The organism is Candidatus Woesearchaeota archaeon (assembly GCA_020854775.1).
Taxonomy (GTDB): Archaea; Nanobdellota; Nanobdellia; order Woesearchaeales; family 21-14-0-10-32-9; genus 21-14-0-10-32-9.
In genome coordinates, this window is sequence record JAHKLZ010000017.1 from 19,066 (window position 1) to 39,846 (window position 20,781).

Below are 20,781 nucleotides of genomic sequence, written 5' to 3' on the forward strand. Positions count from 1 at the left end.
TGTTTTCTTCGGAATTCTTCCATATTATGCTCAGAAGCATTTATATTAGTATTGTTCTTTTTATTTCTTTATGGATTTAAACAAAGATATTATTTGTTCTTTAAGAGAAGATGCTCGTCTTAGTTTGTCTTCTTTTTCTAGGAATAAAGGTGTATCTGTTAAGAAAGCACATTATGAATTTGGAAAAGTTAAAAAGGACGTTACTAAATTTGTTTCGGTGATTGATTTTGAATCTTTAGGTTTTAAACGTCTGATTATTTTTTTTCTTGACGCGGTTCAAGGTCTTGTTGTTTCTTCTCGTTTTAAGCCTTTTCTTGTTAATAATTCTGTTCGTTTAGATAAAGGATTATTTGTCGAATACTTATTTTTATCTGTTGATGAACAAAAATTATTTTTGAAAGATCTAAAAAGAAAAAAAATAAGTTTCGAATATTACTTGGTTGATTCTGTTATTAAGCAAGAGGGGTTTATTCATTAGTTATTCGTTTAAGAACAAGTTTATACTGCTTATTAATTCTTTGTCCAACATATATATTCCATGTCCTTTATTTTCTAAGTATATGCACTCTGTGAAAGGACATTTTTTTTCTATATCTTTAACTGTTTTATAGGAATATTCGTCTTCTTTACTCACTATTATTAGTGCTTTTGTATCTTTTATTATTAGAACGATTCCTTTATAGTTAAATCCAGGGGATAATAAAATAGTTTTATTGTTTGGGTTGCTGGCTGCATAATTTTGTGCTAAGTTAGCGCCTATGCTGGAGCCTATAAGGCTTATATCATTTTTTTCAAATTTTTGCTCTTCTAAGAATTTCATCGCGGTTTTTACATCTAATTCCATGTTTTCAAAATCTTTTTCTTCAAAATTTTTGTAATTACCTGTGCTTTCACCATGTCCTCGCAGGTCTAGTGCTAGAACTGCGTGTTTGTTACTTATTAGTCTAGGTATTAATTCATTCCAGGATTCTTTGTTTTTAGAATATTGATGTAGTAATAATACGCATTTTTTTTGTTTTGGCTTATTGTAAAAGTTAGCTTTTAGAATATAATTATCTTTGGTTTTTAAAGATATTTTTTCTGGTTTGATTTCGTTAAGAGTCATGTTCACACCTTTTTTTTGCGTTTTAAAAAAAGTTACCTCAGCAGTTACTCTTTTTCTTCACGTCTCAGCCGGGAATAACTTCATCACAGGTACTAATTAGTACTTTTTTATGTTTAATAAAAGTTTTGGTGTTTGTGCTTTAACAAAAAGTATTATAAATAAATCTTTTTTTCTCCTATTTAATTATTGTTTATTTCAATAGGTGATTTTATGGGTAAAAAGAATAAGAACAAGCCTAAGAAGGTCAGTGTTAAAAAAGAAAGATATTCTAAGTTTAGAAAGGATAAACCTGGGGTTCTTAATATTACTATGCCTGACTTATCAGAGGAGCAACAAAAACAGAAAAGGGATGATGAAAACAAAATTGATCGCTTTTTAAGATTCGCTAAGAATCCGCCTGTTAAAGAAATAGTTGAGCGAAAAGTTAAGAGTAAAAGATAATTTTTTTTTTAATTTTTTTTTATTTTTTTTTGGGTGGTTTCAATGGTTAATTTGCGTAAAGTTACATTATCCGTGATTATTTCTGGTGATGAAGTTCTTTTAGGTATGAAAAAGAAGGGTTTTGGTAAATGATTTTGGAATGGTTTTGGGGGTAAGCCTGAAATTGAGGAAACACTTATGGATTGTGCTTGCAGAGAAATATCTGAGGAGGCTAATATCGTTGTGAATCCTAGTTCTTTGGAGTTATGTGAAATTTTAAATTTTTATTTTACTAACAAGCCTGAGGATTGGGATCAGCAAGTTTATGTGTATAAAACCTTTAAGTATAGTGGTGTTCCTAAAGAAAGTGATGAGATGCTTCCTAAATTTTTTAAGATTAAAGATGTTCCTTATGATAATATGTGGCCTGATGATAAATATTGGTTACCTGAGGTGTTAAATAATAAAAAGGTTAGAGCTTCTTTCACGTTCGGCGAAGACGGTTCTGTAGTTAAAAAAGATAAAATTGTTTATTTTTTTAATTAATGTTCACCCATAAATTTAAAAAACAATGATTTTTCTTTGATTTTATGGCATTTGACAAAAGTTTAGATAAGGAATTATTTGGTGAGACTGCAGAATTTGAAACTACTCGTCTGAGAGTTAGTGTTTTTTCGTACAATGATGGTACGCCTAAGCTTCAGATTTCTCGTGAGAATAGAAACATGGATTCAGGGGATTGGACCTTTGCTAAGATGGGTCGTTTGACTAAGGCGGAGTTAGAAGCTATTATTCCCTTCATTGAGAGGGCTAAGGAAAAGCTTTAATTTAAACAATAATATTTATAAAGCAATCTTTGTTTCCATTGTTTACGTCCGAGTTAGGAGCGCATAGGGCGACTGTTTATTTTCAGTTTTTAACTGAATTTGTTCGGTTTCTATGCACATTGGATGGTTTACTCAAATAGAGGATTTTCAGAGGATAATTAAAATGGCTGAATTCAGACACATTGTAAGGATAGCGGATACTGATCTTAAAGGTGAAAAGACAATACTTTACGCTATGAAGAAAATTAAAGGCGTTGATGTCATGTATGCTAATATGGCTTTATCTGTTGCGGGCGTTGATAAAACTAGGAAAACAGGGGAATTAATGGATTCTGAGATTAAAAAAATTGAAGATGCATTAAAAAATCCTGATAAATATAATGTTCCTAATTGGTTAATTAATAGGCGTAAAGATTATGAAACGGGTGATGATAAGCACTTGCTTGGTGCTGATCTTGATTTTGAAAAAGATTCTGATCTTAAAAGAATGAAGAAAAATAAATCCTATAAAGGTCTAAGGCACCAATGGGGTTTAACTGTTCGTGGTCAAAGAACCAAGTCTAACTTTAGAAAAAATAAAGGTAAAGGCCTTGGTGTTAAGAGGAAAAAATAAGGTAATTGAAAATGGGCGATCCTAGACGTATGAAAAACAAGTACAGCACTCCTATTCATCCTTGGGAGAAACTAAGGTTGGAGGCTGAGAAGCCTTTAATGAAGGAGTATGGTTTAGTTAATAAGAAAGAATTGTGGAAGGTTTCTTCTAAGCTTAAGAATTTTAAGGATAATGCTAAGAAATTAGTTGCTTCTAAGAGTGAGCAAGCAATTGCTGAGAAGAAGCAAATGGTTGATCGTATGAAATCTTATGGTTTGATTACTAGTGATGTTCTTGATGAAATTCTTGGATTAGATATTCAGCAATTACTTGATAGGCGTCTTCAAACCGTTGTTTTTAAAAAAGGTTTGGCTAGAACTATTAAGCAAGCTAGACAAATGATTACTCATAGGCACATCGCTGTTAATGGAATAAAAATTACTGCTCCTGGTTACTTGGTTAAAGTTTCTGAGGAAGCTTCTGTTATTTTTATGCCTAGTTCTAGTTTTTCTGATGAGTCTCATCCTGAGAGAGCTGTTGCTGTTGAAGAACCAGTTAAAGTTAAAGAAGTTGTTAAGGAATCAAAAAAGGTTCCTGCTGAGTCTTCAGATGCTAAGGAAGAACTTAAAGAAGAGTTAGCTAAGGAAGTAGCTAAAGAATCCGAATCTGATGATAAAAAATCTTCTAAAGAAGAAGTTAAGGTTGATTCTGATGAATCAAAGGTTGCTGATGTTGAAGAAGTTAAAGAGGAAAAAAGCGTTGATGCTTGAGGTTTAAAATGGCTGAACATAAGATTAGATGGGGAGTTGCGCATGTTTATGCGTCTTATAATAATACTATTATTCACATAACTGATATTACTGGGTCTGAAACTATTGCTCTCGCTTCAGGGGGTCAAATGGTTAAGTCTGACAGATTAGAAAGTAGTCCTACCACTGCCATGGCTGCTGCTAAGAAAGCGGCTGAGTTAGCTATTGATAAGGGTGTTAATGCTATTCATGTTAAGATTCGTGCTCCTGGTGGGCATAATGGTCCTACTAATCCTGGTCCGGGCGCTCAAGCAGCTGTTCGTGCTCTTTCAAGACGTGGTCTAAGGATTGGTTTAATTGAAGATGTTACTCCGTTACCTCATGGTGGTTGTCGTAAGAAAGGCGGTAGAAGAGGAAGAAGAGTTTAGGGTGAAAAAATGAAGTTATCATTAATTGAGAAAGGCGATGTAAGGCAAACATTCGAAGTTAAAGATGTTTCTCCTGCGTATGTTAATTCATTAAGGAGATTTTTTGCTTCTGAAGTTCCTACTATGGCTATTAGCACTGTCGAATTTAAGAAGAATTCGTCTGCTTTGTATGATGAAATGATTGCTCATAGACTTGGCTTAGTTGTTTTAAAGACTGATTTATCTTCGTATAATGTTCCTAAGGTTGGTGATAAAGAAGGTCCTGCTACTCATTGTACTTTTACTTTGAAAGTTGTAGGTCCTAAAGTTGTTTATGCTTCAGATTTGAAATCTAAGGATAAGGGTGTTGTGCCTGTTCATCCTGATACTATTATTGTTAAGTTATTAGAGGGTCAGGAGTTGGAGTTGTTAGCTACGGCTCATCTTGGTTTCGGAAAGGATCATGCTAAGTGGTCTCCTGGTTTAGTTTCATATTATTATAAGCCTTCAATTAAGGTTAATAACAAAGCGCCTAGTTTTAAGGACTCTAAGGATAAGTTTCCTAACCAAGTTTTTAATGCTAAAGGCGAAATTGATGTTTCAAAGATTAACTCTCCTCAGTTAATTGATGCGTGTAGGGATGTTGATCCAGAAGTTGTAAGTATTACTTATGATGATTCTCAATCTGAATTCGTGTTCACGATTGAGCCTTGGGGTCAATTATCTGTTGAGGATATTGTTGAGGAGGGCTTGAAGCGTTTTGATTCACAGCTTGATGAGTTGAAAAAGCTTTTCAAAGAGGCTTAGCGCGCGAGGGTGGCAGAGCCTGGTCAAATGCGCTAGCTTGAGGGGCTAGTCCCTTAGTGGGTGCGCGTGTTCAAATCACGTCCCTCGCATTTCAATGGTTAATAATCAAAAAATATTTAGAGAATGGAAAAATGGCAAAAATAAATCATAAAAACAATGAACTCGCTGGGTTGATAGCGGAGCTTAAGAAGTTATCAATAGAGAAGAAAGTAAAGATTTGGAAGCGACTAGCTGAGGATTTAGAGAAACCTACTAGGAGTAGGCGTATTGTTAATATTTATAAGCTTAATAAGTATACTAAGAATGATGAGTTCGTAGTTGTGCCTGGTAAGGTTCTTGGAACTGGGGATTTGGCTCATTCTGTTAGTGTGGCTGCTTATAGTTTCTCGGATGATGCTTTTAAGAAGATTTCTGAGAAAGGTAAGGCTTTAACTATTAAAGAAGTTATGAAAAATAATCCTGAGGGTAAAAATATCAGGATAATAGGTTGATTAAAATGATTGTGATAGATGCTAAGGATTTGATACTTGGAAGGTTATCTGCTTACGTTGTGAAGCAGGCTTTGCTTGGTGAGACTGTTCATGTGGTTAATGCTGAAAAAGTAGTTATTACTGGTAATAAGAGGAACACGATTGCTTTGTATAAGCAGAGAAGGGAAAGGGGTGCGCCTATGGTTGGTCCTTTTTTTCCTAGGATGCCTGATAGAATTGTTAAAAGAGCTATGCGCGGGATGCTTGATTATAATAAGCCTAGTGGTAAATCTGCTTTTGCTAGGATTAGGTGTCATATAGGTGTTCCTGAGTCTTTGAAGGATAAAGAAGCTGTTTCTTTTCCTAAGATGAGTGTTGATAAGACTCATGCACAATATATTTATATTGCTGAAATTAGTAAAGAGCTTGGAGCTAAATTTTAAGGGTTGAAAAATGTCAAAAAAAATAATTAATGCGAGTGGAAAAAGGAAGATGGCTATTGCTAGGGCTACGATTAAAGAAGGTAAGCCTTGGGTTAAGATTAACAATGTTTCTTTAGATATTTATGAGCCTAGGATGGCTAAGCTTAGGATTCAGGAGCCTTTATTGTTGGCTGGTGATGTTGTTAAGAAATTATCTATTAGTGTGAATGTTTATGGTGGTGGCATGACTAGTCAAGCGGACGCTGTTAGGTTGGCTATTGCTAAGGCTTTGGCTGATTACAATGAGAGTTTAAGGCAGGTTTTTTTGGATTATGATCGTCAGTTATTAGTTGCTGATGTTCGTAGGAGAGAATCTCGTAAGCCTAATAGTCATGGTAAAGCTAGGGCTAAGAGGCAAAAATCGTACAGGTGAGCAAATATGATTATTCCAGTTAGATGTTTTAGTTGTGGTAAACCTATAGGTCATTTATGGGAGCAGTATCAGGAGAAGATTAAGTCTGGTACTAAGAAGAAGGCTCTTGATGATTTGGGTGTTGAGCGTATGTGTTGTCGTGGCGTTTTTTTAGGTCATGTTGATTTATTGGAAACTGTTGCTCAGTTTAAGAAGAATTAATTATTTTTTTTTCTTTTATTTTTCACAACTTACAAAAAAACAATATTTACTAACAAGTAACAACAAAATTTAAATATTGTTTTGTATTCTTTAGTTGTATGGATGAACAAGATATTAAAAAATTAAAAAAGTATTTATTTAATTTGAATGATTTTTATGTTTTAATTAATCATGAAATAAAAGATCATCTTAATTTAAGGAGGGATGAATTTAAATTCAGAAAATCTATTCCTGAAATTAATGATTCTCTTGATTTTTATTTTAGAGGTGCGCCTCATGTTTTATCTCAGACAAGTCTGTTTCTTTCTTGTATGAGGCTTCAATCACAAATAGATTTGATTCGTTATGGTAAAGATTCAGAATTCAAAAACGAGTTGTTTGAAGAAAAGTTAAGTTCTAAATTGGAAGAAGCTCAAGTTTTAACTAATTTTTATGATTCTTTTATTTTTCATGTTAATGAGTGGGCGCGTATAGAGTCTACTCAGCCTTTGATGATTTTATCGAATGATAAAGTTATAGGGGATATTTATAAAAGAATTTCTTCTCCTGAGAATTTAGAAATTGTATCTGAAAAACTTTGGGGTTTGTTTGAAACTGCTATTGAACTTATGCCTAATAATAAATTATCTGGTGATTATAATTTGAAATTTAATGATTTGATTAGGTCTCATAATTCTTTATTTCTTGGTAGTTTTGTTCCTGAAAATATTCCTAGGGTATCTTTTAGTTTTGATAATGAAAACATACTTGAGCCTATTGGTTGGTTTAAGGAAGGTTATCATGATAAATTATTAGAATATAGGGTTTCTAAATATTTTTCTTAGGGTGAAATGCGCGCCGAGAAGTGGATCGTACATCAGTGAAACAGTGTGTTCTTCAAGGTTCCTCCTTCCTGCAACCCCTCAAACACCAACACTCAAGGTTATGGCTGCTTCATTCCTGACCTGACCAGGTTCCCAGGAGTGTCGATCAAGAGGGACAGGTTATCGACGGTTCCTCGAAGACTGCTTCGCTGAAGCAGACCTCCTTCTCGGCTTCGTCCCCCACGTGAAGCCGGTTTTGGGTTACAAGGCACGGCTAACGCCCCGGACTAGCAGTTTTAGTAGTGTTTCTTTATTTATAAATGATTTGGGTCTCCTCGAAACAAATAACGTTTAATTACTTATAAGTGGCAAAAAACGAAAAATTTATATATTTGTTTAACTATAATATTTAATATGGATAATAAGAAATCTAAAGAACCAGAACAACTAAGATTGTTTCCTGAAAGAACGCCTAAACATTACGATAGAGACATACCTCAAAAATCATACAAATATCAATCTCAAAACCAACAAATTGATGCATCAAAACAAATAGAAGCTCTAGAAGATAAAGTCATAGGGGAATACGTAGATATAAGAATAGAAACAGATGAAGCATTTAAAAAATTTAATACATTAAACAAATATGCTGACACTGTTCCTGAACAAAAAAAAATGGTGCTAAGACGTTTATACGCGAAATTCAGAGGACAAGGAAAAACACCTCAAGACATATCTAATTATGACGATGCAAGAGTTTCAAGATTATTTAACAGAATGTTAGATTCATACAAGAATTCTTTTAATAAAAAACTAGTAAGATTTAATGAGTTCTATGAAAGAAATGAATCAATACTAAAAAGACACAATCTTTAAACAATAATTCAAAAACTTATTTATACTAAAACAATTTCTTTAACAAATAATGATTAACATAACTATTTTAGGAACAAGTAGCATGGTTCCCACAAAAGATAGGAACGTGCAAAGCATTTACTTAGATTACAACGGAGAAGGAATACTTTTTGATTGTGGTGAAGGAACACAGCGCCAAATGAACATCGCTGGAATAAACAGGACTAAAGTAAAAAAAATATTAATAACTCATTGGCACGGTGATCACGTTTCTGGATTAATAGGTTTAATACAAACCTTGGGAAATTCTAAATACGCGTCTAAATTAGAAATTTATGGTCCTAAAGGAACAAAAAGATTCATGAATAACTTACTTAATAGTTGCGTGTTCGAATTAGCTGTAGAAATAGAAATAAACGAACTTGATATAACTAAGAAAAAAGTTTTTTTTGAAAACGAAAATTATTATTTAGAATCAACTCCTTTAAATCATAGCACGCCTTGTCTAGGATATTCATTTGTAGAGAAAGATAAAAGAAGAATACTCGTTGAAAAAGCCAAACGCTTAGGATTAGAAGAAGGACCTTTACTTGGTAATATTCAAAAAAATTTACCTGTAAAAATTAATAATAAAATAATTAATCCTGATGATGTTTCAGTTGTGAAGAAAGGAAAAAAATTAACAATAATAGCTGATACATCTTCTAATGCTAACGCGCAATCATTAGCTAATGAAGCAGACATTTTAATATGCGAAGCAACATATGCTTCTAAAGAAGAAGAAAAAGCAGAACAATTTATGCATTTAACATCTGAACAAGCAGCATTAATAGCGAGTAATGCGGGCGCAAAGAAATTAATATTAACACATTTTTCTCAAAGATACAAATCTTTAGATGACTTACTAGATCAAGCTAAAAACGTTTTTCCCGAGACAGTTCTCGCATTTGATTTCATGAAAATAAAATTATGACTTTACTAATTTAAATCTTGGAACTTCTTCTCAGTTAATAGTTACTGTTTCCATAAACATTTCTTTAGGCCTAACCCATAATTGGTCTTTACCAAACTCTGATTCATACAACGCTTGATAAACAACTAGTTCTTCTAAAGTCTCGCTGTGTCTAGCGACGCCTATCACGTTGTAATAATTACCATTGTAGTGTTGATATTTTCCTTTTTTTATTTCCACTATTTTTCGCCTCCGTTCAATCTTAAAATAATTTTTCTTCAAGTCTTTTAAACATGTTGTAAATGTTATAAACATATTTTTTTTAATTGCTTAAACCAATCATTACATCCTTCTTTTTGTAAGGATTAGAATCCAGAAGTGATATTTTGTTCATCATCATTTTCTTTTATTAGCTTTTTATAAATTTTTTTACTAATTTTTTTTTATTCAGAAATATTTATATAATAAGTAATTAATCTACTATGTGCGTGCGACGTGAGTCGGGGAAAAAGAGAGGTGACTTGCAGGACTGTGGTCTTGCAGTCTTTTATGTTCGCGGAGGGATTACTTTGGTAAAAGTGGCTATAAATGGTTTTGGTAGAATAGGTAGAATGGTTTTTCGTGCAGGATACAAAGATCCTAGCATTGATTTCGTTGCAATAAATGATTTAACAGACACTAGGACTTTGGCTCATTTATTAAAACATGATTCTACTCAAGGAAGATTCGAAGAAGATGTTTCTTTTGATGATAATCACATAATTGTTAACGGAAACAAAATATCTGTTTTTTCTGAACGTGATCCTTTTAAATTACCTTGGAAAGAATATGATGTTGACGTAGTAGTTGAAAGTACTGGTTTTTTTACTTCTAAAGAAAAAGCATCTATGCATTTGGAAGCTGGAGCAAAAAAAGTTGTTTTGAGTGCTCCGGGCAAGGATATTTTTACCATGGTTAAGGGAGTGAATGAACATTTTTATAATGGGGAATTAATTGTTAGTAATGCTTCTTGTACTACTAATTGTTTAGCTCCTTTGGTTAAAGTACTGGATGATAACTTCGGTGTTGAACGTGGATTCATGACTACTATTCATGCTTATACTGGTGATCAAAGATTGTTAGATGCGCCTCATAATGATTTGAGAAGAGCTAGGAGTGCAGCTGTTAATATTATTCCTACTACTACGGGTGCTGCTAGCGCAGTAGGTGAAGTTGTGCCGCATCTTAAAGGGAAACTTGATGGTAATGCTATTCGTGTTCCTGTTCCTACTGGTTCAATAACTGATTTTAGTTGCGTTCTTAGAAAAGAAGTTACTAAGGAAGAAATTAATAATTTGTTTAGAAACGTTGCTCAACACGAATTAAGAGGGGTTTTGCAGTATTCTGAAGATCCTTTGGTTAGTTCTGACATAATTGGTAATCATCATTCTAGCATATTTGATGCTTTAAGCACTAATGTTATTGATGGTACTTTAGTTAAAGTAGTTTCTTGGTATGATAACGAAGTGGGTTATAGTCATAGAATGATTGATATAATAAAAATAATTTCTAAGAAATAATTTTTTTTTTTTATTCTATTATGAAGCTTGCATATCCTACTACGTTGTTTTTATTATTTGATGTTTCTGCTGAAGTCGTATATTTTAGTAATCTTGGTTTTTTATTTATTTCTTTAAAAATTCTATTTCCTATTTTTAATGGATTGGCTCCGCACGCATATTCTGGATTAACATCTCTTAAATTAAGTATGTCGTTAATGGTTTCATTATCTACTTCTTTTGCGTCTCTTTCTGTTAAGAAATGGCTAAGGTCTGTGCTTATTATTAGTAACGTTCTTTTATCTATTAACTTGATTATTTCTTTGAATATCTTGTTAAGATCTAATTCGTTTATATCTCCTATGATTATAGGTAATACTTCGAATTTTTTTAATTTTACTTGTAAAAAAGGCAGATGTGTTTCTACTGCGTGTTCTTGTTTGTGAACTACTTCGTTTTCTAAGAAGGCATCATTATTTATTTTCGGTTTCCAAATTTTTACTTTTCCTAAAGGCGTTTCCCAGTAATCATTCGTGTCTAAAACTGCTTTTTTTGTATAAACAGTATGGTTAGGTGCTAATATTATGATTTTTTCAAATTCAGGACTTATTAATTTGTATGCTTCCCCAGCAGTTTTTCCTGAATAAATGTATCCTGCGTGAGGAACTATTATGGCTGTGGCTCTTATTTTTTCTTTTGATTCTTTTATGTACTTAAGTTCATTTTCTAATTCTGAAGAATTGTTACTATAAAAAGTTCCTGAAACGCTTGATTTTCTTGTATTCATTTTATTCTTATTTTGTTGTTTTTGTTTTTGTTGTTTATAAATATTATTTTTTTAAAGGAAATTTTTAAATAAATCTTTAATTAATTAGGTTTAAGTGATTTTTTTATGAAGGAAGCATACTTATTTGAAAAACTAGATGATGGCTTAGTTAAGTGTTTGGCTTGTGCTCATAAATGCGTTATTCCTATTAATGGAAAAGGTAAATGCTTGATTAGAAGTAACAAAGAAGGTGTTTTGTTTCTTGATGCGTATGGTTCTGCTGCTTCTGTTGGTGTTGATAAAATAGAAAAGAAACCTTTGTATCATTTTTTACCTGGTTCTTTAACTTTTTCTTTTGGAACTCTAGGTTGTAATTTTAAATGCGGGTTTTGTCAAAACTTTGAAATAAGTATGCCTAAGAGTTTCATTTTCAAGAAAAATCTTAGTCCTGAAGAAGCTGTTTCTTTAGCTTTGAAGAATAATTGCGAATCTATTTCTTATACGTATAATGAGCCTGCTGTTTTTGCTGAATATGTTTTGGATACTGCTCGTTTGGCTAAGAAAAAAGGATTAAAAAATGTTTTAGTAACTAATGGTTTTTTTTCTCAAGAATCTTTAAATGCTTTTTGTGAATTAGTTGACGCTGTGAATATTGATTTAAAATCATTTAATGATGAATTTTATAAAAAGAATTGCAAAGCTTCCTTGAAGCCAGTTCTTGATTCTATTAAGTTTTTTCATAATAAAGGAATATGGGTGGAAGTTACGACTTTGTTAATTCCTGATATGAATGATTCTGTTGATGAATTAAATAAAATGGCTGGTTTTATTTCTTCTGTTGATGTTAATATTCCTTGGCATATTTCTCGTTTTTTTCCTATGCACAAATTTTCAAATAGAACTTTAACTTCTTTGAGTTCTATTGATGAAGCTGTTAGAATAGGCAAATCTAAAGGTTTAAATTTTGTTTACAAAGGTAATGTTTGTGAAGACGCTGTTACTGTTTGTTTTAATTGTGGTAAAGAATTAATTATTCGTAGTGATTTAGGAATTATTATTAATTTTGATAAGGGTGAGTGTGATTGTGGAAAAATAATCAGAGGTGTTTTTTAAGTGAATGAGAAGAACAAAAAATTATTGTTGAATTATGCTAGGAAATCTATTAAGTCTGTTTTTAATGGTGAATCTTTTGTTCCTGATAAGATTCCTTCCGATCTTAAAAGCATTGGTTGTTGCTTTGTTACTTTGAATTTAGATGGTGAACTTCGTGGTTGCATTGGGAACTTAGAACCTTTTGAGCCTTTGTATAAGAACGTTATTAATAATGCGGTTAACGCAGCTTTTAAAGATTCTAGGTTTAAGCCTTTGTCTCGTTCCGAATTCAACAAGATAAAAATAGAAATATCAGTTATTTCTAGCGCTGTGCCTTTAATTTATGATGATTATAATGATTTATTAAATAAGTTAAGGATTGGTCAAGGCGTTATTTTTAAGAAGGGTTTTTATCAATCCACGTTTCTTCCACAAGTGTGGGAGATGATTCCTGACAAAATTGAGTTCCTTAAAAATCTAAGTCTTAAAGCGGGGCTTCATGGTGATGCGTGGCGTGACGATCCTGACATATTTGTTTATGGTGTTGAAAAATTTTCGGAGTAACACTTTTTGAGGGGTGAAGAAACAAAAGCTTTATATACTAATTACTCCTCTATTATTTTTATCCAAAGAGGCAGGTGGTATTCAAATGCTTAAAATGAAAAGAATTACTGAAACTTATGATATGAGAGTTTTTACTGATACTGGGGATTACTTCGGAGACGTAGAAGAAGTAATTGTGACTGAAACCAAGATTTTTGGTTGGAAAGTTCGTGCGACTAAGAATTCTTTCTTGGCTAAGGTCTTAGGATCAGCTAAAGGAGTTATTGTTCCTCATCAACTCGTTAAGAATATAGGGGATATAATGATTATTAGTAAATCAGCGGTTCCTAGTTATAATCCTGATGATGACTAAGTTTTTTTTCTAAATATTTTTTTTTTAGGTAAATATTATACATTAGTTATGTTCTCATTGCTTAATGGTTAAATCTTTTAAAAGATTGAAGTGCCTTTATTTTCCTAAGGGTGGAAACGCGAAGAAATTAGGGATTTCTCCTGAATACTTAGAGTTGTTAATTGATGGTTTTGTTCCTGCTTCTAGAAGCTTATTGCTTAAAATAAGTAAAGAATACAATGTTCCTCTTAATGAAATAAGTGATTATTTAGTTGATAATAAAGGAGTTCAACCTTTACTTTTTGCTTCTGAAACTCTATCTAATAACAAAGAATTTGTGAAACGTTTAAATCTTTATGACTCTGTTTCTTTTAATCAATTAGCTGAATTAGTTTCTTATTCTTATGAATCCATTCATGTCAAAGGACGTCTTAGCACTATTTTAACTAATGTTTCTAATTATTTCACTGTTGCTTCTATGAATCCTTTTCTTAGTATTTCTTCAGAATCTGAATTTAATGAATTCGCGAATCTTAAGAATCCTTTCGTTGTTCTTCATCATGAAAATATAGGTCCTTACAGATTCATTAAGAATGAGAAAATTAATGGCGTGATGAATTACTTCGTAGTTGACGAATTTCTTCCACTCACTGTTAAATCTATAAGCACTGATTCTTCTTCTTGGAGAAAACGTTTCGTTGAAGGACGAAGTCCTAGAAAGCCTAATCTTGATTTTCCTAGTTACAGTGATGATTTTAACAAAGTCTTAGTTGAATACAAAAAACCTATTAAACAAGACATAATCGAAGAATTAAGACGAGAATCGGAGGATTTAATTCGGTTTCCTGAATTTGATTTGTTGAGTAAAGGTCTGGGTAATAATTTATTTGATGAGCAAACATCTTTTTCCAAGCTTCATAGTAATCACGATGTTACTTTTGTTAATAGGGGCAGACCTGCTATGTCTTTAGAGAATGATTACGTTGTTGGTTTTTATTTTTATCCTGTGCAAGTCGTATCTCACTCATTGTCAGGAGGGGGTGATTCTTATTTTCCTGGTCCTGTAACTTTAAAGCTCGCTAACAGGTTTCAGAATCATGTTGAAGGCAGAATTCGTAACAAATAATTTTTTTTTTATTCTTTTGCGTCGTTCAACTCTATGATTGCTTGAGCTAAATCTCCTTCGCAAATCTCAATAGCTGCTTTTGCTTCTTCTTTTGTGCAATTTGCTTGTGACATCACCATTTCGATGTCTTCCTCGCTTATGTCAGGAGTATTATCTATTTCTTTTTCTTGTATGTTTCCTGATACTTGAAAACTTTCCTGTCCTTGCATAACTATTCTTTGAACTGAAGGGTCTGTTATTATTATTTCTGAGTCTTTTAATTTTATTATTACTTCTGTTGCGGGTAAATCATCTTGTTTTATACCCATTTGTTTCATTGCTTGTCGCATTTGTTTAGGATTTAGTCCAGGTATCATTTTTTATTTTTCCTTCCTAAGAATTTTATAAATTGGATAATATTAGCACAATAACTACTAACATTATTATCATGATTATTGTTGTTTGCGGCGTTATCATTATCTTTGAATAAGCCGCATCAAAATATCTTGTTAGTCCTGCGCCTGATGATGGCATGTTTATTTTATTATCTTTTCTGCTCATAATGATTTGTGAGTGTTTATTTGTTTAAAAACATTATGGTGTTTTTTTATTATTTTAAAAGTAATTCTTTGTATTATTAAGAGTTATGGGAAAGAGTTATATATGATGAGTTCTTTTCTTTTTATCATGATTCCAGTTGTTAGATGTGGTAATTGTGGAAAGGCTATTTCCGTCGCTGAATCTGTTTTGTTTCAGGGTAAGTCTTTTTGTAATGATTCTTGTAAAGAAAATTATTTGAAGCTTAATGTTTAAAAGTATGGGCTTGACGGGATTTTCGTTTATAACTTCTTAGTTAGTTATTTTTTTCGAACCCGCAACCTTTCGGTTAAGAGCCGAATGCTCTAGCCGTTGAGCTACAAGCCCATGCTTTGTAGGATTAGTTCATCTTATTTATATCTTCGTTTTTTTAGTTTTTTTTTTTTTACTTGCTCGTGGTCTTAAAAAATGAATACATTTAAATACTATTTACTAGTGTTTCTTCTTTGTGTAGGTGTGTTTTTAGATGACTAGAATACTTAAAATTGAGTTGAGGGGTTTTAAATCGTTTGCTAAAAAAACAGAAGTGCCTTTTAGTGAAGATTTTAATTGTGTTCTTGGTCCTAATGGTTCTGGTAAATCTAATATTCTTGATGCGTTGTGTTTCGTTCTTGGTAAGGCTGGTGCGAAGGGTCTTAGGGCTGAGAAAACTGCTAATCTTATTTATAATGGTGGTAAGTCTAAGAGTCCTGCTAAGGAGGGTGAAGTTTCTATTTTCTTTGATAATTCTAGTGATGTTTTTGGTAAAGAGTTTGATGTTGTGAAGATTACTAGGATTGTTCGTGGTAGTGGTCAATCAGTGTATAAGCTTAATGATAAAGTTGTTACTAGGAATCAGATTCTTGATTTGTTGAGTCGTGCAAGGATTAATCCTGATGGTTATAACATTATTTTGCAGGGTGACATTGTTCGTTTAGTTGAGATGTCTAGTGTTGAGCGTCGTCAAATAGTTGAGGAAATCGCGGGCATTAGTGTTTATGAGCAGAAGAAGCAGAAGGCTCTTCGTGAATTGCAACGCGTTGAGGATAAAATGAATGAAGCTGAGATTATTCTTTCTGAGAGAAAGGCTCATCTTAAAGAGTTAAAGCAAGATAGGGATAAGGCTTTGAAGTTTAGGGAGTTGGATGAAAAGATTAAGAGAAATAAGGCTACGATTATTTTTTCTGAGATATCTGTGAAGGATAAACAATCTAAGGATATTGATAATTTAATTAGCAAGTTATCTTCTGAAATAAAGGTTTCTGAGGGTAAGGTTCAGAAGTTCAGGGAGAAAATTGATGAGTGTAAGAAGAAGATTGATGATATTAATTTAGAAATCGAGGAGAAGGGTGAGAAGGAGCAGGTTGCTCTTCATAAAGAGGTTGAGAAGCTCAAGGTTGATTTGGCTTTGAATAAACAAAGGGTTCAGAGTGTTGATGCTGAGATTGAGAAGATTAGTGTTAGGCGCTCGGATTTATCTGCTAGTTTTAAGGATGTTGAGAGTAAATTAAAAATTCTTGATAAGGCTAAGAAGGATGCTGAGGCTTTGATTAGTTCTAAGGAAGCTGAGATTGATAGGATTGATAAGAAAATTGAGGAGTTTCGTAAGAAGAATAAGTTGGAGAATGCTTCTGAGATTGATAAGAGCATAGAGGATGCTGATAAGACTATTGAGTCTTTGCAAGAGCAAGTTAATAAGCTTAGGGAGGAGCAACAAGTTGTTGTTCGTGAGAAGGACAGGGTTGAGTCTAAGCTTTCTTCTATTGATGAAAAAATTAGTAAGTTGTTATCTGTTAAGAAGGAGCATAGGGATGCTCTTGATGCTTTGAAGAAGATGAAGCTTGATTTTAAGAAGACTGCTTCTGAGCTTAATCAGGCTTTGTCTGAGGATTCTTCTATTGTTGCTCAGTTGTCTAATGCTCATTCTAAGTTATTGGTTAGGAAAGAGGATCTTGCTAAGCTTGAGGCTAGGACTGCTGCGCTTAGAGAACAAACCGCGGGTGGTCAGGCTATTAAGGCGGTTCTTGATCTTAATCTTAAAGGTGTTTATGGTGTGATTTCTGAGCTTGGTAATGTTTCTTCTAAATATTCTTTGGCTTTGGAAATAGCTTCAGGCGCTAGGATTAATAGCGTGGTTGTTGATACTGATGAGACTGCTGCTAAGTGTATTGCTCATCTTAAGAAGTCCCAAGTGGGTGTTGCTACTTTTATTCCTCTTAATAAGATTAAGGCGCCTGAGATTAATGATTCTTTGAGGAAGCTTAAGTCTTCTGGTGTTGTTGGTTTGGCTTTGGATTTGGTTTCTTTTGATAAGAAGTTTGAGAAGGCTTTTCAGTTCGTTTTTGGTAATACTTTGGTAGTGGAGGATATTAGTGCTGCTCGTAGATTAGGTATTGGTGGTAATCGCATGGTTACTATGTCTGGTGACTTGGTTGATGTTAGTGGCGCGATGCAAGGTGGTCATAGGTTTAGGTCTAAGCAAGCGGGTTTTGTTGAGAAGGAGACTAGGGAGGAAATTATTCGTTTGCAATCTGAGATTAGTGATTTAGAATCTGTTAATGCTAGGTTGTCTCAGAAGCGTAGGGATAATGATGAGTTGATTAGTCGTTTACGTGAATTTAAGGCTAATCTTGAGGGTGACATCATTAAGTCTGAGAAGTCTTTAAGGCTTGAATCAGATGATTTGGATGCTGATAAGGATTTGAAGAGTTCTCTTAATATTGAGCTTAAGAAGTTTGATGAGCAGTATGAAAAGGTTTCTTCTGAGATTAGTAAAATTAATTCTGAGCTTGCTCGTGCTAAGATTGAGAAGCAGAAGCTTCGTGATCAGATTAATCAGTTGAGGAATCCTGCTTTGTTGGCTGAGCTTACTAGTTATGAGCAGAAGAAGTCTGAGTTGAAGGAGCAAATTCTTGGTTTGAGATTAGACATTAAAGGTTCTGATTCTCAGATTAGTAGTATTCTTGGTCCTGAGAAGGAGAACATTTCTAAGATTTTTAAGCAACTTGATAAGGAGGAGAAGGGTTTTGTTGATGAGAAGAAGGAATTGTCTTCTTTGATTAAGTCGCAGGAGAAGGATCTTAGTGTTAAAGAGGAGAAGGAAAAGAAGTTTTATGCTCAGTTTAAGGATTTGTTTAATAAGCGTAATGCTTTGAGTGATGATGTTAATAAGTTTGAGAATAGTATTTTGAAGGAGAATGATTATGTTAGGGAGCGTGAGCAGAAGATTAATGTTAATAATATTGATAATGCTCGTTTGAAGGCTGAGCTTGCTGGTCTTCGTGAGGAAGCAAAATTGTATGAGGGTATTAGTCCGTATAAGGATAAGTCTTTGGATGTTATTAGGAAAGAGATTAAGGATTTTGAAGTTATGATTAATGATTTTGGTTCTGTTAATATGCGTGCTCTTGAGATTTATGATTCTGTTGAGGTTGAGTATAAGAAGCTTAATGAGAAGAAAGAAAAGCTTCGCTTGGAGAAAGAGGATGTTTTGGTTATGATTAACGAGGTTGATAGTAAGAAGAAAGAATTATTCATGAAGACTTATGAGGTTGTTAATCATAATTTTAAGGAAATATTTAATACGCTTTCTACTAAGGGTGAGGCGACTCTTGATTTGGAAACTCCAAAATCTGTTTTTGATGGAGGTCTTAATATCAAGGTTAAGTTGTCTGGTAAGAAGTACATGGATATTCGTAGTTTGAGTGGTGGTGAGAAGACTTTGACTGCGTTAGCGTTTTTGTTCGCGGTTCAGGAGCATGATCCTGCGGCTTTTTACATCTTGGACGAGGTGGATGCTGCGCTTGATAAGAAGAATTCTGAGCGTTTAGCAAAGCTTGTTAAGCAGTATAGTGATAGGGCTCAGTACATCATGATTAGTCATAATGATGCTGTGATTAGTGAAGCGGATACGCTTTTTGGTATTAGTATGAATGAGCACGGCGAAAGTAAAATTACGAGTTTGAAGATTTAAAATGTTGTTTGAGGAATTAATTATAAAAATTGTGGCTGCTGTTTTTTCTATTGGTGCTATTCTTCTTGTTATTTATTTTATTAATAAGAAGGCTTTGCAAAAAGCGAAGCGTATGAATGAAGAATTTATGAAATTAGAAAAGGATCAAGAAAAAATTAAGAAAAGCAATGATGAAAAAGTTCGTGGTAAATAATTCTCTTTTTTTAGTATTCGTTTAGTGCTTTTTGTGTTTTGTTCATTGCTACTTTTTTGTATGTGCTCCATGTTTTTCTGAAGAAGTCGTATTTGTTCCAGTTTTTTTTTAAGAAATCAATAGTTCTTGGGTCACTGGGGTATCCGCTTCCAAATTCTATGTTGTTTTGTTTTTTTATTTCTTCGATGATTTCGTCTCTTGTTACTTTTGCGATTATGCTCGCAGCTCCTACGATTACATGATTAAGATCAGCTTTGTGTTCTGCTATTATTTCTGTTTTGTTTTTTATTCTTTCTGATACGTATTCTTTGTATGCTTTTATGTTGTTTGAGGGGCAATCTAGTATTGTTTTGTTTATCGTTATTTTTTTTTGTAATTCGTTTATTAGGTTAGCAGAGGTTACTCCTTCTAATTTGTTAAGGTTCATTTCTTCGTTGTTTAAGGCATCATCTATTTCTCCAGGTTCTATGATTATTGTTTCGTGATAACACATGTTTTTTATTTTTTCAAGAATTATTTTTCTGTTACTAGGTGTTATTAATTTTGAATCTTTTACACCTATTCTTTTTAGTTCAGGTATTTTTTCTTCTTCTATTGCGCATATAGTCATAACCATCGGGCCTATTACTGGGCCTCTTCCTGCTTCTTCTACGCCTGCTATTATCATTTTATTAAAAAATCAGTTATAGTATTTATTATTTGTTCTTCTTCTTTTGATGTCGCTATGTTTTTTCTTAATTCTGCGCCTTTTTTTATTCCTTTGGTGAATTGCATTGCTTGAATCCTTATTCTAGGTAGGGGAACTTCGTATTTTTTTGCTTCTTTAACGTATTTAAGAAATCCTTTGAGTTTCTTTGTTTCGGTTATTGTTGAATAACTATTTTTTTCTAAGTAACTTTTTACTTGATTAAAGCACCAAGGATTCCCCATCGCCCATCGTCCTATCATTACGTGATCACAACTTGTTTCTTTAAACATGTCTTTAGCTTTTTCTGCTTTGTTAATATCTCCGTTTCCTGTTACTGGAATGTTAATTTTTTCTTTTAAATTCTTTATTTTTTCCCAATTAGCAATCCCTGAATATCCTTGATCAGCGTATCTTGCGTGTAGCGTAATCATGCTTACACCTAAGTCTTCCGCCATTTTTCCTATTTTTAAATAAGTCTCATTATTCTTATTTATTCCTAATCTATACTTCAGTGTTACTGGTTTATTGGTGTTGTTTATTATTTCTTGAAGCATTTTTTTTAACAAAACAGGTTTACTTAGCAAGTCAGCTCCTGCTTCTTGTCCTATTATGTTATTAGCAGGACAGCCCGCGTTGAAATCTATGAAGTCAAAGTTTTCAGTGTAATTCATTGCTTCTTTTATTTTTTCAGGATTCTTTCCGAATAATTGTAAACCAACTTTTTTTTCTTTTTTTGCTCTAAGTATTTTTTTTAGAGCTTCTTGTTTTTCAGAATAAAGAAAATCTATGCTTGTTAATTCTGTGAATGTAGCGTTTGCTCCTTGTTCTTCACACATTAATCTGAATGCTGGATCATTTATTCCTGCTAGTGGCGCTAAGAATACTTGTTTTCTTGGTTTATTAAACATCTTT

The 20,781-nt window shown here is 33.0% G+C and carries 29 protein-coding genes, 2 tRNA genes and 1 other RNA gene; 23 read left to right on the forward strand and 9 right to left on the reverse strand.

The features are described 5' to 3' along the window. Positions 1-70 precede the first annotated feature (70 nt). Positions 71-478: a hypothetical protein gene (locus KO361_03340; GenBank protein MCC7574602.1), complete on the forward strand. Its 408-nt coding sequence runs from the start codon at positions 71-73 to the stop codon at positions 476-478. On the opposite strand, the gene KO361_03345 is transcribed toward KO361_03340, so the two are convergent. Further along, on the reverse strand, positions 479-1,105 hold the full coding sequence (locus KO361_03345; GenBank protein MCC7574603.1) for an alpha/beta hydrolase: 627 nt from the start codon (positions 1,103-1,105) through the stop codon (positions 479-481). It abuts the gene before it with no gap. 210 nt (positions 1,106-1,315) lie between these two features. Here KO361_03345 and KO361_03350 point away from each other — a divergent pair, with 210 nt between their 5' ends. The 13 genes from KO361_03350 (at position 1,316) to KO361_03410 (ending at position 7,257) form a co-directional block, all read left to right on the forward strand. After that, positions 1,316-1,546: a hypothetical protein gene (locus KO361_03350; protein ID MCC7574604.1), complete on the forward strand. Its 231-nt coding sequence runs from the start codon at positions 1,316-1,318 to the stop codon at positions 1,544-1,546. A 177-nt stretch (positions 1,547-1,723) separates the two neighbouring features. Continuing rightward, positions 1,724-2,071, forward strand: coding sequence for a hypothetical protein (locus KO361_03355; protein ID MCC7574605.1), 348 nt, complete (start codon positions 1,724-1,726; stop codon positions 2,069-2,071). A 44-nt stretch (positions 2,072-2,115) separates the two neighbouring features. Next, positions 2,116-2,352 (forward strand): hypothetical protein, encoded by a 237-nt coding sequence (locus KO361_03360; GenBank protein MCC7574606.1) that lies wholly within the window; start codon positions 2,116-2,118, stop codon positions 2,350-2,352. A gap of 163 nt (positions 2,353-2,515) precedes the next feature. After that, positions 2,516-2,965 (forward strand): 30S ribosomal protein S13, encoded by a 450-nt coding sequence (locus tag KO361_03365; protein MCC7574607.1) that lies wholly within the window; start codon positions 2,516-2,518, stop codon positions 2,963-2,965. 11 nt (positions 2,966-2,976) lie between these two features. After that, positions 2,977-3,714 (forward strand): 30S ribosomal protein S4, encoded by a 738-nt coding sequence (locus KO361_03370; protein ID MCC7574608.1) that lies wholly within the window; start codon positions 2,977-2,979, stop codon positions 3,712-3,714. Positions 3,715-3,722: 8 nt separating this feature from the next. Further along, positions 3,723-4,121 carry a 30S ribosomal protein S11 gene (locus KO361_03375; GenBank protein ID MCC7574609.1) on the forward strand — a complete coding sequence of 133 codons (399 nt, stop codon included), beginning with the start codon at positions 3,723-3,725 and terminating at the stop codon, positions 4,119-4,121. 9 nt (positions 4,122-4,130) lie between these two features. Further along, positions 4,131-4,907: a DNA-directed RNA polymerase subunit D gene (locus KO361_03380; protein MCC7574610.1), complete on the forward strand. Its 777-nt coding sequence runs from the start codon at positions 4,131-4,133 to the stop codon at positions 4,905-4,907. 3 nt (positions 4,908-4,910) lie between these two features. Continuing rightward, a tRNA-Leu gene (locus KO361_03385) sits at positions 4,911-4,996 on the forward strand. 42 nt (positions 4,997-5,038) lie between these two features. Beyond that, positions 5,039-5,398: a 50S ribosomal protein L18e gene (locus tag KO361_03390; GenBank protein ID MCC7574611.1), complete on the forward strand. Its 360-nt coding sequence runs from the start codon at positions 5,039-5,041 to the stop codon at positions 5,396-5,398. A 5-nt stretch (positions 5,399-5,403) separates the two neighbouring features. Next, positions 5,404-5,820 (forward strand): 50S ribosomal protein L13, encoded by a 417-nt coding sequence (locus KO361_03395; protein ID MCC7574612.1) that lies wholly within the window; start codon positions 5,404-5,406, stop codon positions 5,818-5,820. Between the two features lie 10 nt (positions 5,821-5,830). After that, entirely contained in the window at positions 5,831-6,232 is a 402-nt protein-coding gene (locus KO361_03400; protein MCC7574613.1) for a 30S ribosomal protein S9, read from the forward strand. A 6-nt stretch (positions 6,233-6,238) separates the two neighbouring features. Beyond that, complete coding sequence (locus KO361_03405; protein ID MCC7574614.1) at positions 6,239-6,433, forward strand: DNA-directed RNA polymerase subunit N; 195 nt, start codon at positions 6,239-6,241, stop codon at positions 6,431-6,433. Between the two features lie 98 nt (positions 6,434-6,531). Beyond that, on the forward strand, positions 6,532-7,257 hold the full coding sequence (locus KO361_03410; protein ID MCC7574615.1) for a hypothetical protein: 726 nt from the start codon (positions 6,532-6,534) through the stop codon (positions 7,255-7,257). Positions 7,258-7,259: 2 nt separating this feature from the next. Here KO361_03410 and ffs read toward each other — a convergent pair. Beyond that, positions 7,260-7,534, reverse strand: an RNA gene (gene ffs, locus KO361_03415) — signal recognition particle sRNA. A 116-nt stretch (positions 7,535-7,650) separates the two neighbouring features. Here ffs and KO361_03420 point away from each other — a divergent pair. Together KO361_03420 and rnz are read left to right on the forward strand one after the other, a co-directional pair. Next, positions 7,651-8,112, forward strand: a complete 462-nt coding sequence (locus tag KO361_03420) for a hypothetical protein (GenBank protein MCC7574616.1) — start codon at positions 7,651-7,653, stop codon at positions 8,110-8,112. 49 nt (positions 8,113-8,161) lie between these two features. Beyond that, complete coding sequence (gene rnz, locus KO361_03425) at positions 8,162-9,064, forward strand: ribonuclease Z (GenBank protein MCC7574617.1); 903 nt, start codon at positions 8,162-8,164, stop codon at positions 9,062-9,064. Between the two features lie 30 nt (positions 9,065-9,094). On the opposite strand, the gene KO361_03430 is transcribed toward rnz, so the two are convergent. Further along, positions 9,095-9,358, reverse strand: a complete 264-nt coding sequence (locus KO361_03430; protein ID MCC7574618.1) for a DUF1653 domain-containing protein — start codon at positions 9,356-9,358, stop codon at positions 9,095-9,097. Between the two features lie 167 nt (positions 9,359-9,525). Here KO361_03430 and gap point away from each other — a divergent pair, with 167 nt between their 5' ends. Continuing rightward, positions 9,526-10,602: a type I glyceraldehyde-3-phosphate dehydrogenase gene (gene gap, locus KO361_03435; GenBank protein ID MCC7574619.1), complete on the forward strand. Its 1,077-nt coding sequence runs from the start codon at positions 9,526-9,528 to the stop codon at positions 10,600-10,602. 10 nt (positions 10,603-10,612) lie between these two features. Here gap and amrB read toward each other — a convergent pair whose 3' ends face one another. Beyond that, complete coding sequence (amrB, locus tag KO361_03440; protein ID MCC7574620.1) at positions 10,613-11,368, reverse strand: AmmeMemoRadiSam system protein B; 756 nt, start codon at positions 11,366-11,368, stop codon at positions 10,613-10,615. A gap of 105 nt (positions 11,369-11,473) precedes the next feature. Here amrB and amrS point away from each other — a divergent pair, with 105 nt between their 5' ends. The 4 genes from amrS (at position 11,474) to KO361_03460 (ending at position 14,460) form a co-directional block, all read left to right on the forward strand. Beyond that, on the forward strand, positions 11,474-12,460 hold the full coding sequence (gene amrS, locus KO361_03445) for an AmmeMemoRadiSam system radical SAM enzyme (protein MCC7574621.1): 987 nt from the start codon (positions 11,474-11,476) through the stop codon (positions 12,458-12,460). Then, positions 12,461-13,003 (forward strand): AmmeMemoRadiSam system protein A, encoded by a 543-nt coding sequence (gene amrA / locus KO361_03450; GenBank protein ID MCC7574622.1) that lies wholly within the window; start codon positions 12,461-12,463, stop codon positions 13,001-13,003. A gap of 85 nt (positions 13,004-13,088) precedes the next feature. Beyond that, complete coding sequence (locus tag KO361_03455) at positions 13,089-13,355, forward strand: PRC-barrel domain-containing protein (protein ID MCC7574623.1); 267 nt, start codon at positions 13,089-13,091, stop codon at positions 13,353-13,355. A gap of 64 nt (positions 13,356-13,419) precedes the next feature. Continuing rightward, positions 13,420-14,460, forward strand: a complete 1,041-nt coding sequence (locus KO361_03460; protein MCC7574624.1) for a helix-turn-helix transcriptional regulator — start codon at positions 13,420-13,422, stop codon at positions 14,458-14,460. A gap of 8 nt (positions 14,461-14,468) precedes the next feature. On the opposite strand, the gene KO361_03465 is transcribed toward KO361_03460, so the two are convergent. The 3 genes from KO361_03465 to KO361_03475 all read right to left on the reverse strand — a co-directional run bounded on the left by KO361_03465 (position 14,469) and on the right by KO361_03475 (position 15,363). Then, positions 14,469-14,816: a nascent polypeptide-associated complex protein gene (locus KO361_03465; protein ID MCC7574625.1), complete on the reverse strand. Its 348-nt coding sequence runs from the start codon at positions 14,814-14,816 to the stop codon at positions 14,469-14,471. Between the two features lie 25 nt (positions 14,817-14,841). Beyond that, positions 14,842-15,000 carry a preprotein translocase subunit Sec61beta gene (locus KO361_03470; protein ID MCC7574626.1) on the reverse strand — a complete coding sequence of 53 codons (159 nt, stop codon included), beginning with the start codon at positions 14,998-15,000 and terminating at the stop codon, positions 14,842-14,844. A gap of 257 nt (positions 15,001-15,257) precedes the next feature. Next, a tRNA-Lys gene (locus tag KO361_03475) sits at positions 15,258-15,363 on the reverse strand. 139 nt (positions 15,364-15,502) lie between these two features. On the opposite strand from KO361_03475, the gene smc reads away from it, so the two are divergent. Both smc and KO361_03485 read left to right on the forward strand, forming a co-directional pair. Continuing rightward, positions 15,503-18,988, forward strand: coding sequence for a chromosome segregation protein SMC (smc, locus tag KO361_03480; protein ID MCC7574627.1), 3,486 nt, complete (start codon positions 15,503-15,505; stop codon positions 18,986-18,988). 1 nt (position 18,989) lies between these two features. Next, entirely contained in the window at positions 18,990-19,181 is a 192-nt protein-coding gene (locus KO361_03485) for a hypothetical protein (protein MCC7574628.1), read from the forward strand. Positions 19,182-19,191: 10 nt separating this feature from the next. Here the strand turns inward: KO361_03485 and rnhB are convergent, their stop codons facing one another. Together rnhB and KO361_03495 are read right to left on the reverse strand one after the other, a co-directional pair. Next, entirely contained in the window at positions 19,192-19,848 is a 657-nt protein-coding gene (rnhB, locus tag KO361_03490; GenBank protein MCC7574629.1) for a ribonuclease HII, read from the reverse strand. Continuing rightward, positions 19,845-20,777, reverse strand: a complete 933-nt coding sequence (locus KO361_03495; protein ID MCC7574630.1) for a tRNA-dihydrouridine synthase — start codon at positions 20,775-20,777, stop codon at positions 19,845-19,847. The genes rnhB and KO361_03495 overlap by 4 nt, the downstream gene beginning before the upstream one ends. Positions 20,778-20,781 lie beyond the last annotated feature (4 nt).

What these genes read in the sequence shown, in the direction of transcription:
- KO361_03340 (MCC7574602.1), top strand. Translation starts at nt 71, where the DNA reads ATGGATTTAAACAAAGATATTATTTGTTCTTTAAGAGAAGATGCTCGT.
- KO361_03345 (MCC7574603.1), bottom strand. Translation starts at nt 1,105, where the DNA reads ATGACTCTTAACGAAATCAAACCAGAAAAAATATCTTTAAAAACCAAA.
- KO361_03350 (MCC7574604.1), top strand. Translation starts at nt 1,316, where the DNA reads ATGGGTAAAAAGAATAAGAACAAGCCTAAGAAGGTCAGTGTTAAAAAA.
- KO361_03355 (MCC7574605.1), top strand. Translation starts at nt 1,724, where the DNA reads ATGGATTGTGCTTGCAGAGAAATATCTGAGGAGGCTAATATCGTTGTG.
- KO361_03360 (MCC7574606.1), top strand. Translation starts at nt 2,116, where the DNA reads ATGGCATTTGACAAAAGTTTAGATAAGGAATTATTTGGTGAGACTGCA.
- KO361_03365 (MCC7574607.1), top strand. Translation starts at nt 2,516, where the DNA reads ATGGCTGAATTCAGACACATTGTAAGGATAGCGGATACTGATCTTAAA.
- KO361_03370 (MCC7574608.1), top strand. Translation starts at nt 2,977, where the DNA reads ATGGGCGATCCTAGACGTATGAAAAACAAGTACAGCACTCCTATTCAT.
- KO361_03375 (MCC7574609.1), top strand. Translation starts at nt 3,723, where the DNA reads ATGGCTGAACATAAGATTAGATGGGGAGTTGCGCATGTTTATGCGTCT.
- KO361_03380 (MCC7574610.1), top strand. Translation starts at nt 4,131, where the DNA reads ATGAAGTTATCATTAATTGAGAAAGGCGATGTAAGGCAAACATTCGAA.
- KO361_03390 (MCC7574611.1), top strand. Translation starts at nt 5,039, where the DNA reads ATGGCAAAAATAAATCATAAAAACAATGAACTCGCTGGGTTGATAGCG.
- KO361_03395 (MCC7574612.1), top strand. Translation starts at nt 5,404, where the DNA reads ATGATTGTGATAGATGCTAAGGATTTGATACTTGGAAGGTTATCTGCT.
- KO361_03400 (MCC7574613.1), top strand. Translation starts at nt 5,831, where the DNA reads ATGTCAAAAAAAATAATTAATGCGAGTGGAAAAAGGAAGATGGCTATT.
- KO361_03405 (MCC7574614.1), top strand. Translation starts at nt 6,239, where the DNA reads ATGATTATTCCAGTTAGATGTTTTAGTTGTGGTAAACCTATAGGTCAT.
- KO361_03410 (MCC7574615.1), top strand. Translation starts at nt 6,532, where the DNA reads ATGGATGAACAAGATATTAAAAAATTAAAAAAGTATTTATTTAATTTG.
- KO361_03420 (MCC7574616.1), top strand. Translation starts at nt 7,651, where the DNA reads ATGGATAATAAGAAATCTAAAGAACCAGAACAACTAAGATTGTTTCCT.
- rnz (MCC7574617.1), top strand. Translation starts at nt 8,162, where the DNA reads ATGATTAACATAACTATTTTAGGAACAAGTAGCATGGTTCCCACAAAA.
- KO361_03430 (MCC7574618.1), bottom strand. Translation starts at nt 9,358, where the DNA reads ATGTTTATAACATTTACAACATGTTTAAAAGACTTGAAGAAAAATTAT.
- gap (MCC7574619.1), top strand. Translation starts at nt 9,526, where the DNA reads ATGTGCGTGCGACGTGAGTCGGGGAAAAAGAGAGGTGACTTGCAGGAC.
- amrB (MCC7574620.1), bottom strand. Translation starts at nt 11,368, where the DNA reads ATGAATACAAGAAAATCAAGCGTTTCAGGAACTTTTTATAGTAACAAT.
- amrS (MCC7574621.1), top strand. Translation starts at nt 11,474, where the DNA reads ATGAAGGAAGCATACTTATTTGAAAAACTAGATGATGGCTTAGTTAAG.
- KO361_03455 (MCC7574623.1), top strand. Translation starts at nt 13,089, where the DNA reads ATGCTTAAAATGAAAAGAATTACTGAAACTTATGATATGAGAGTTTTT.
- KO361_03460 (MCC7574624.1), top strand. Translation starts at nt 13,420, where the DNA reads ATGGTTAAATCTTTTAAAAGATTGAAGTGCCTTTATTTTCCTAAGGGT.
- KO361_03465 (MCC7574625.1), bottom strand. Translation starts at nt 14,816, where the DNA reads ATGATACCTGGACTAAATCCTAAACAAATGCGACAAGCAATGAAACAA.
- KO361_03470 (MCC7574626.1), bottom strand. Translation starts at nt 15,000, where the DNA reads ATGAGCAGAAAAGATAATAAAATAAACATGCCATCATCAGGCGCAGGA.
- smc (MCC7574627.1), top strand. Translation starts at nt 15,503, where the DNA reads ATGACTAGAATACTTAAAATTGAGTTGAGGGGTTTTAAATCGTTTGCT.
- KO361_03485 (MCC7574628.1), top strand. Translation starts at nt 18,990, where the DNA reads ATGTTGTTTGAGGAATTAATTATAAAAATTGTGGCTGCTGTTTTTTCT.
- rnhB (MCC7574629.1), bottom strand. Translation starts at nt 19,848, where the DNA reads ATGATAATAGCAGGCGTAGAAGAAGCAGGAAGAGGCCCAGTAATAGGC.
- KO361_03495 (MCC7574630.1), bottom strand. Translation starts at nt 20,777, where the DNA reads ATGTTTAATAAACCAAGAAAACAAGTATTCTTAGCGCCACTAGCAGGA.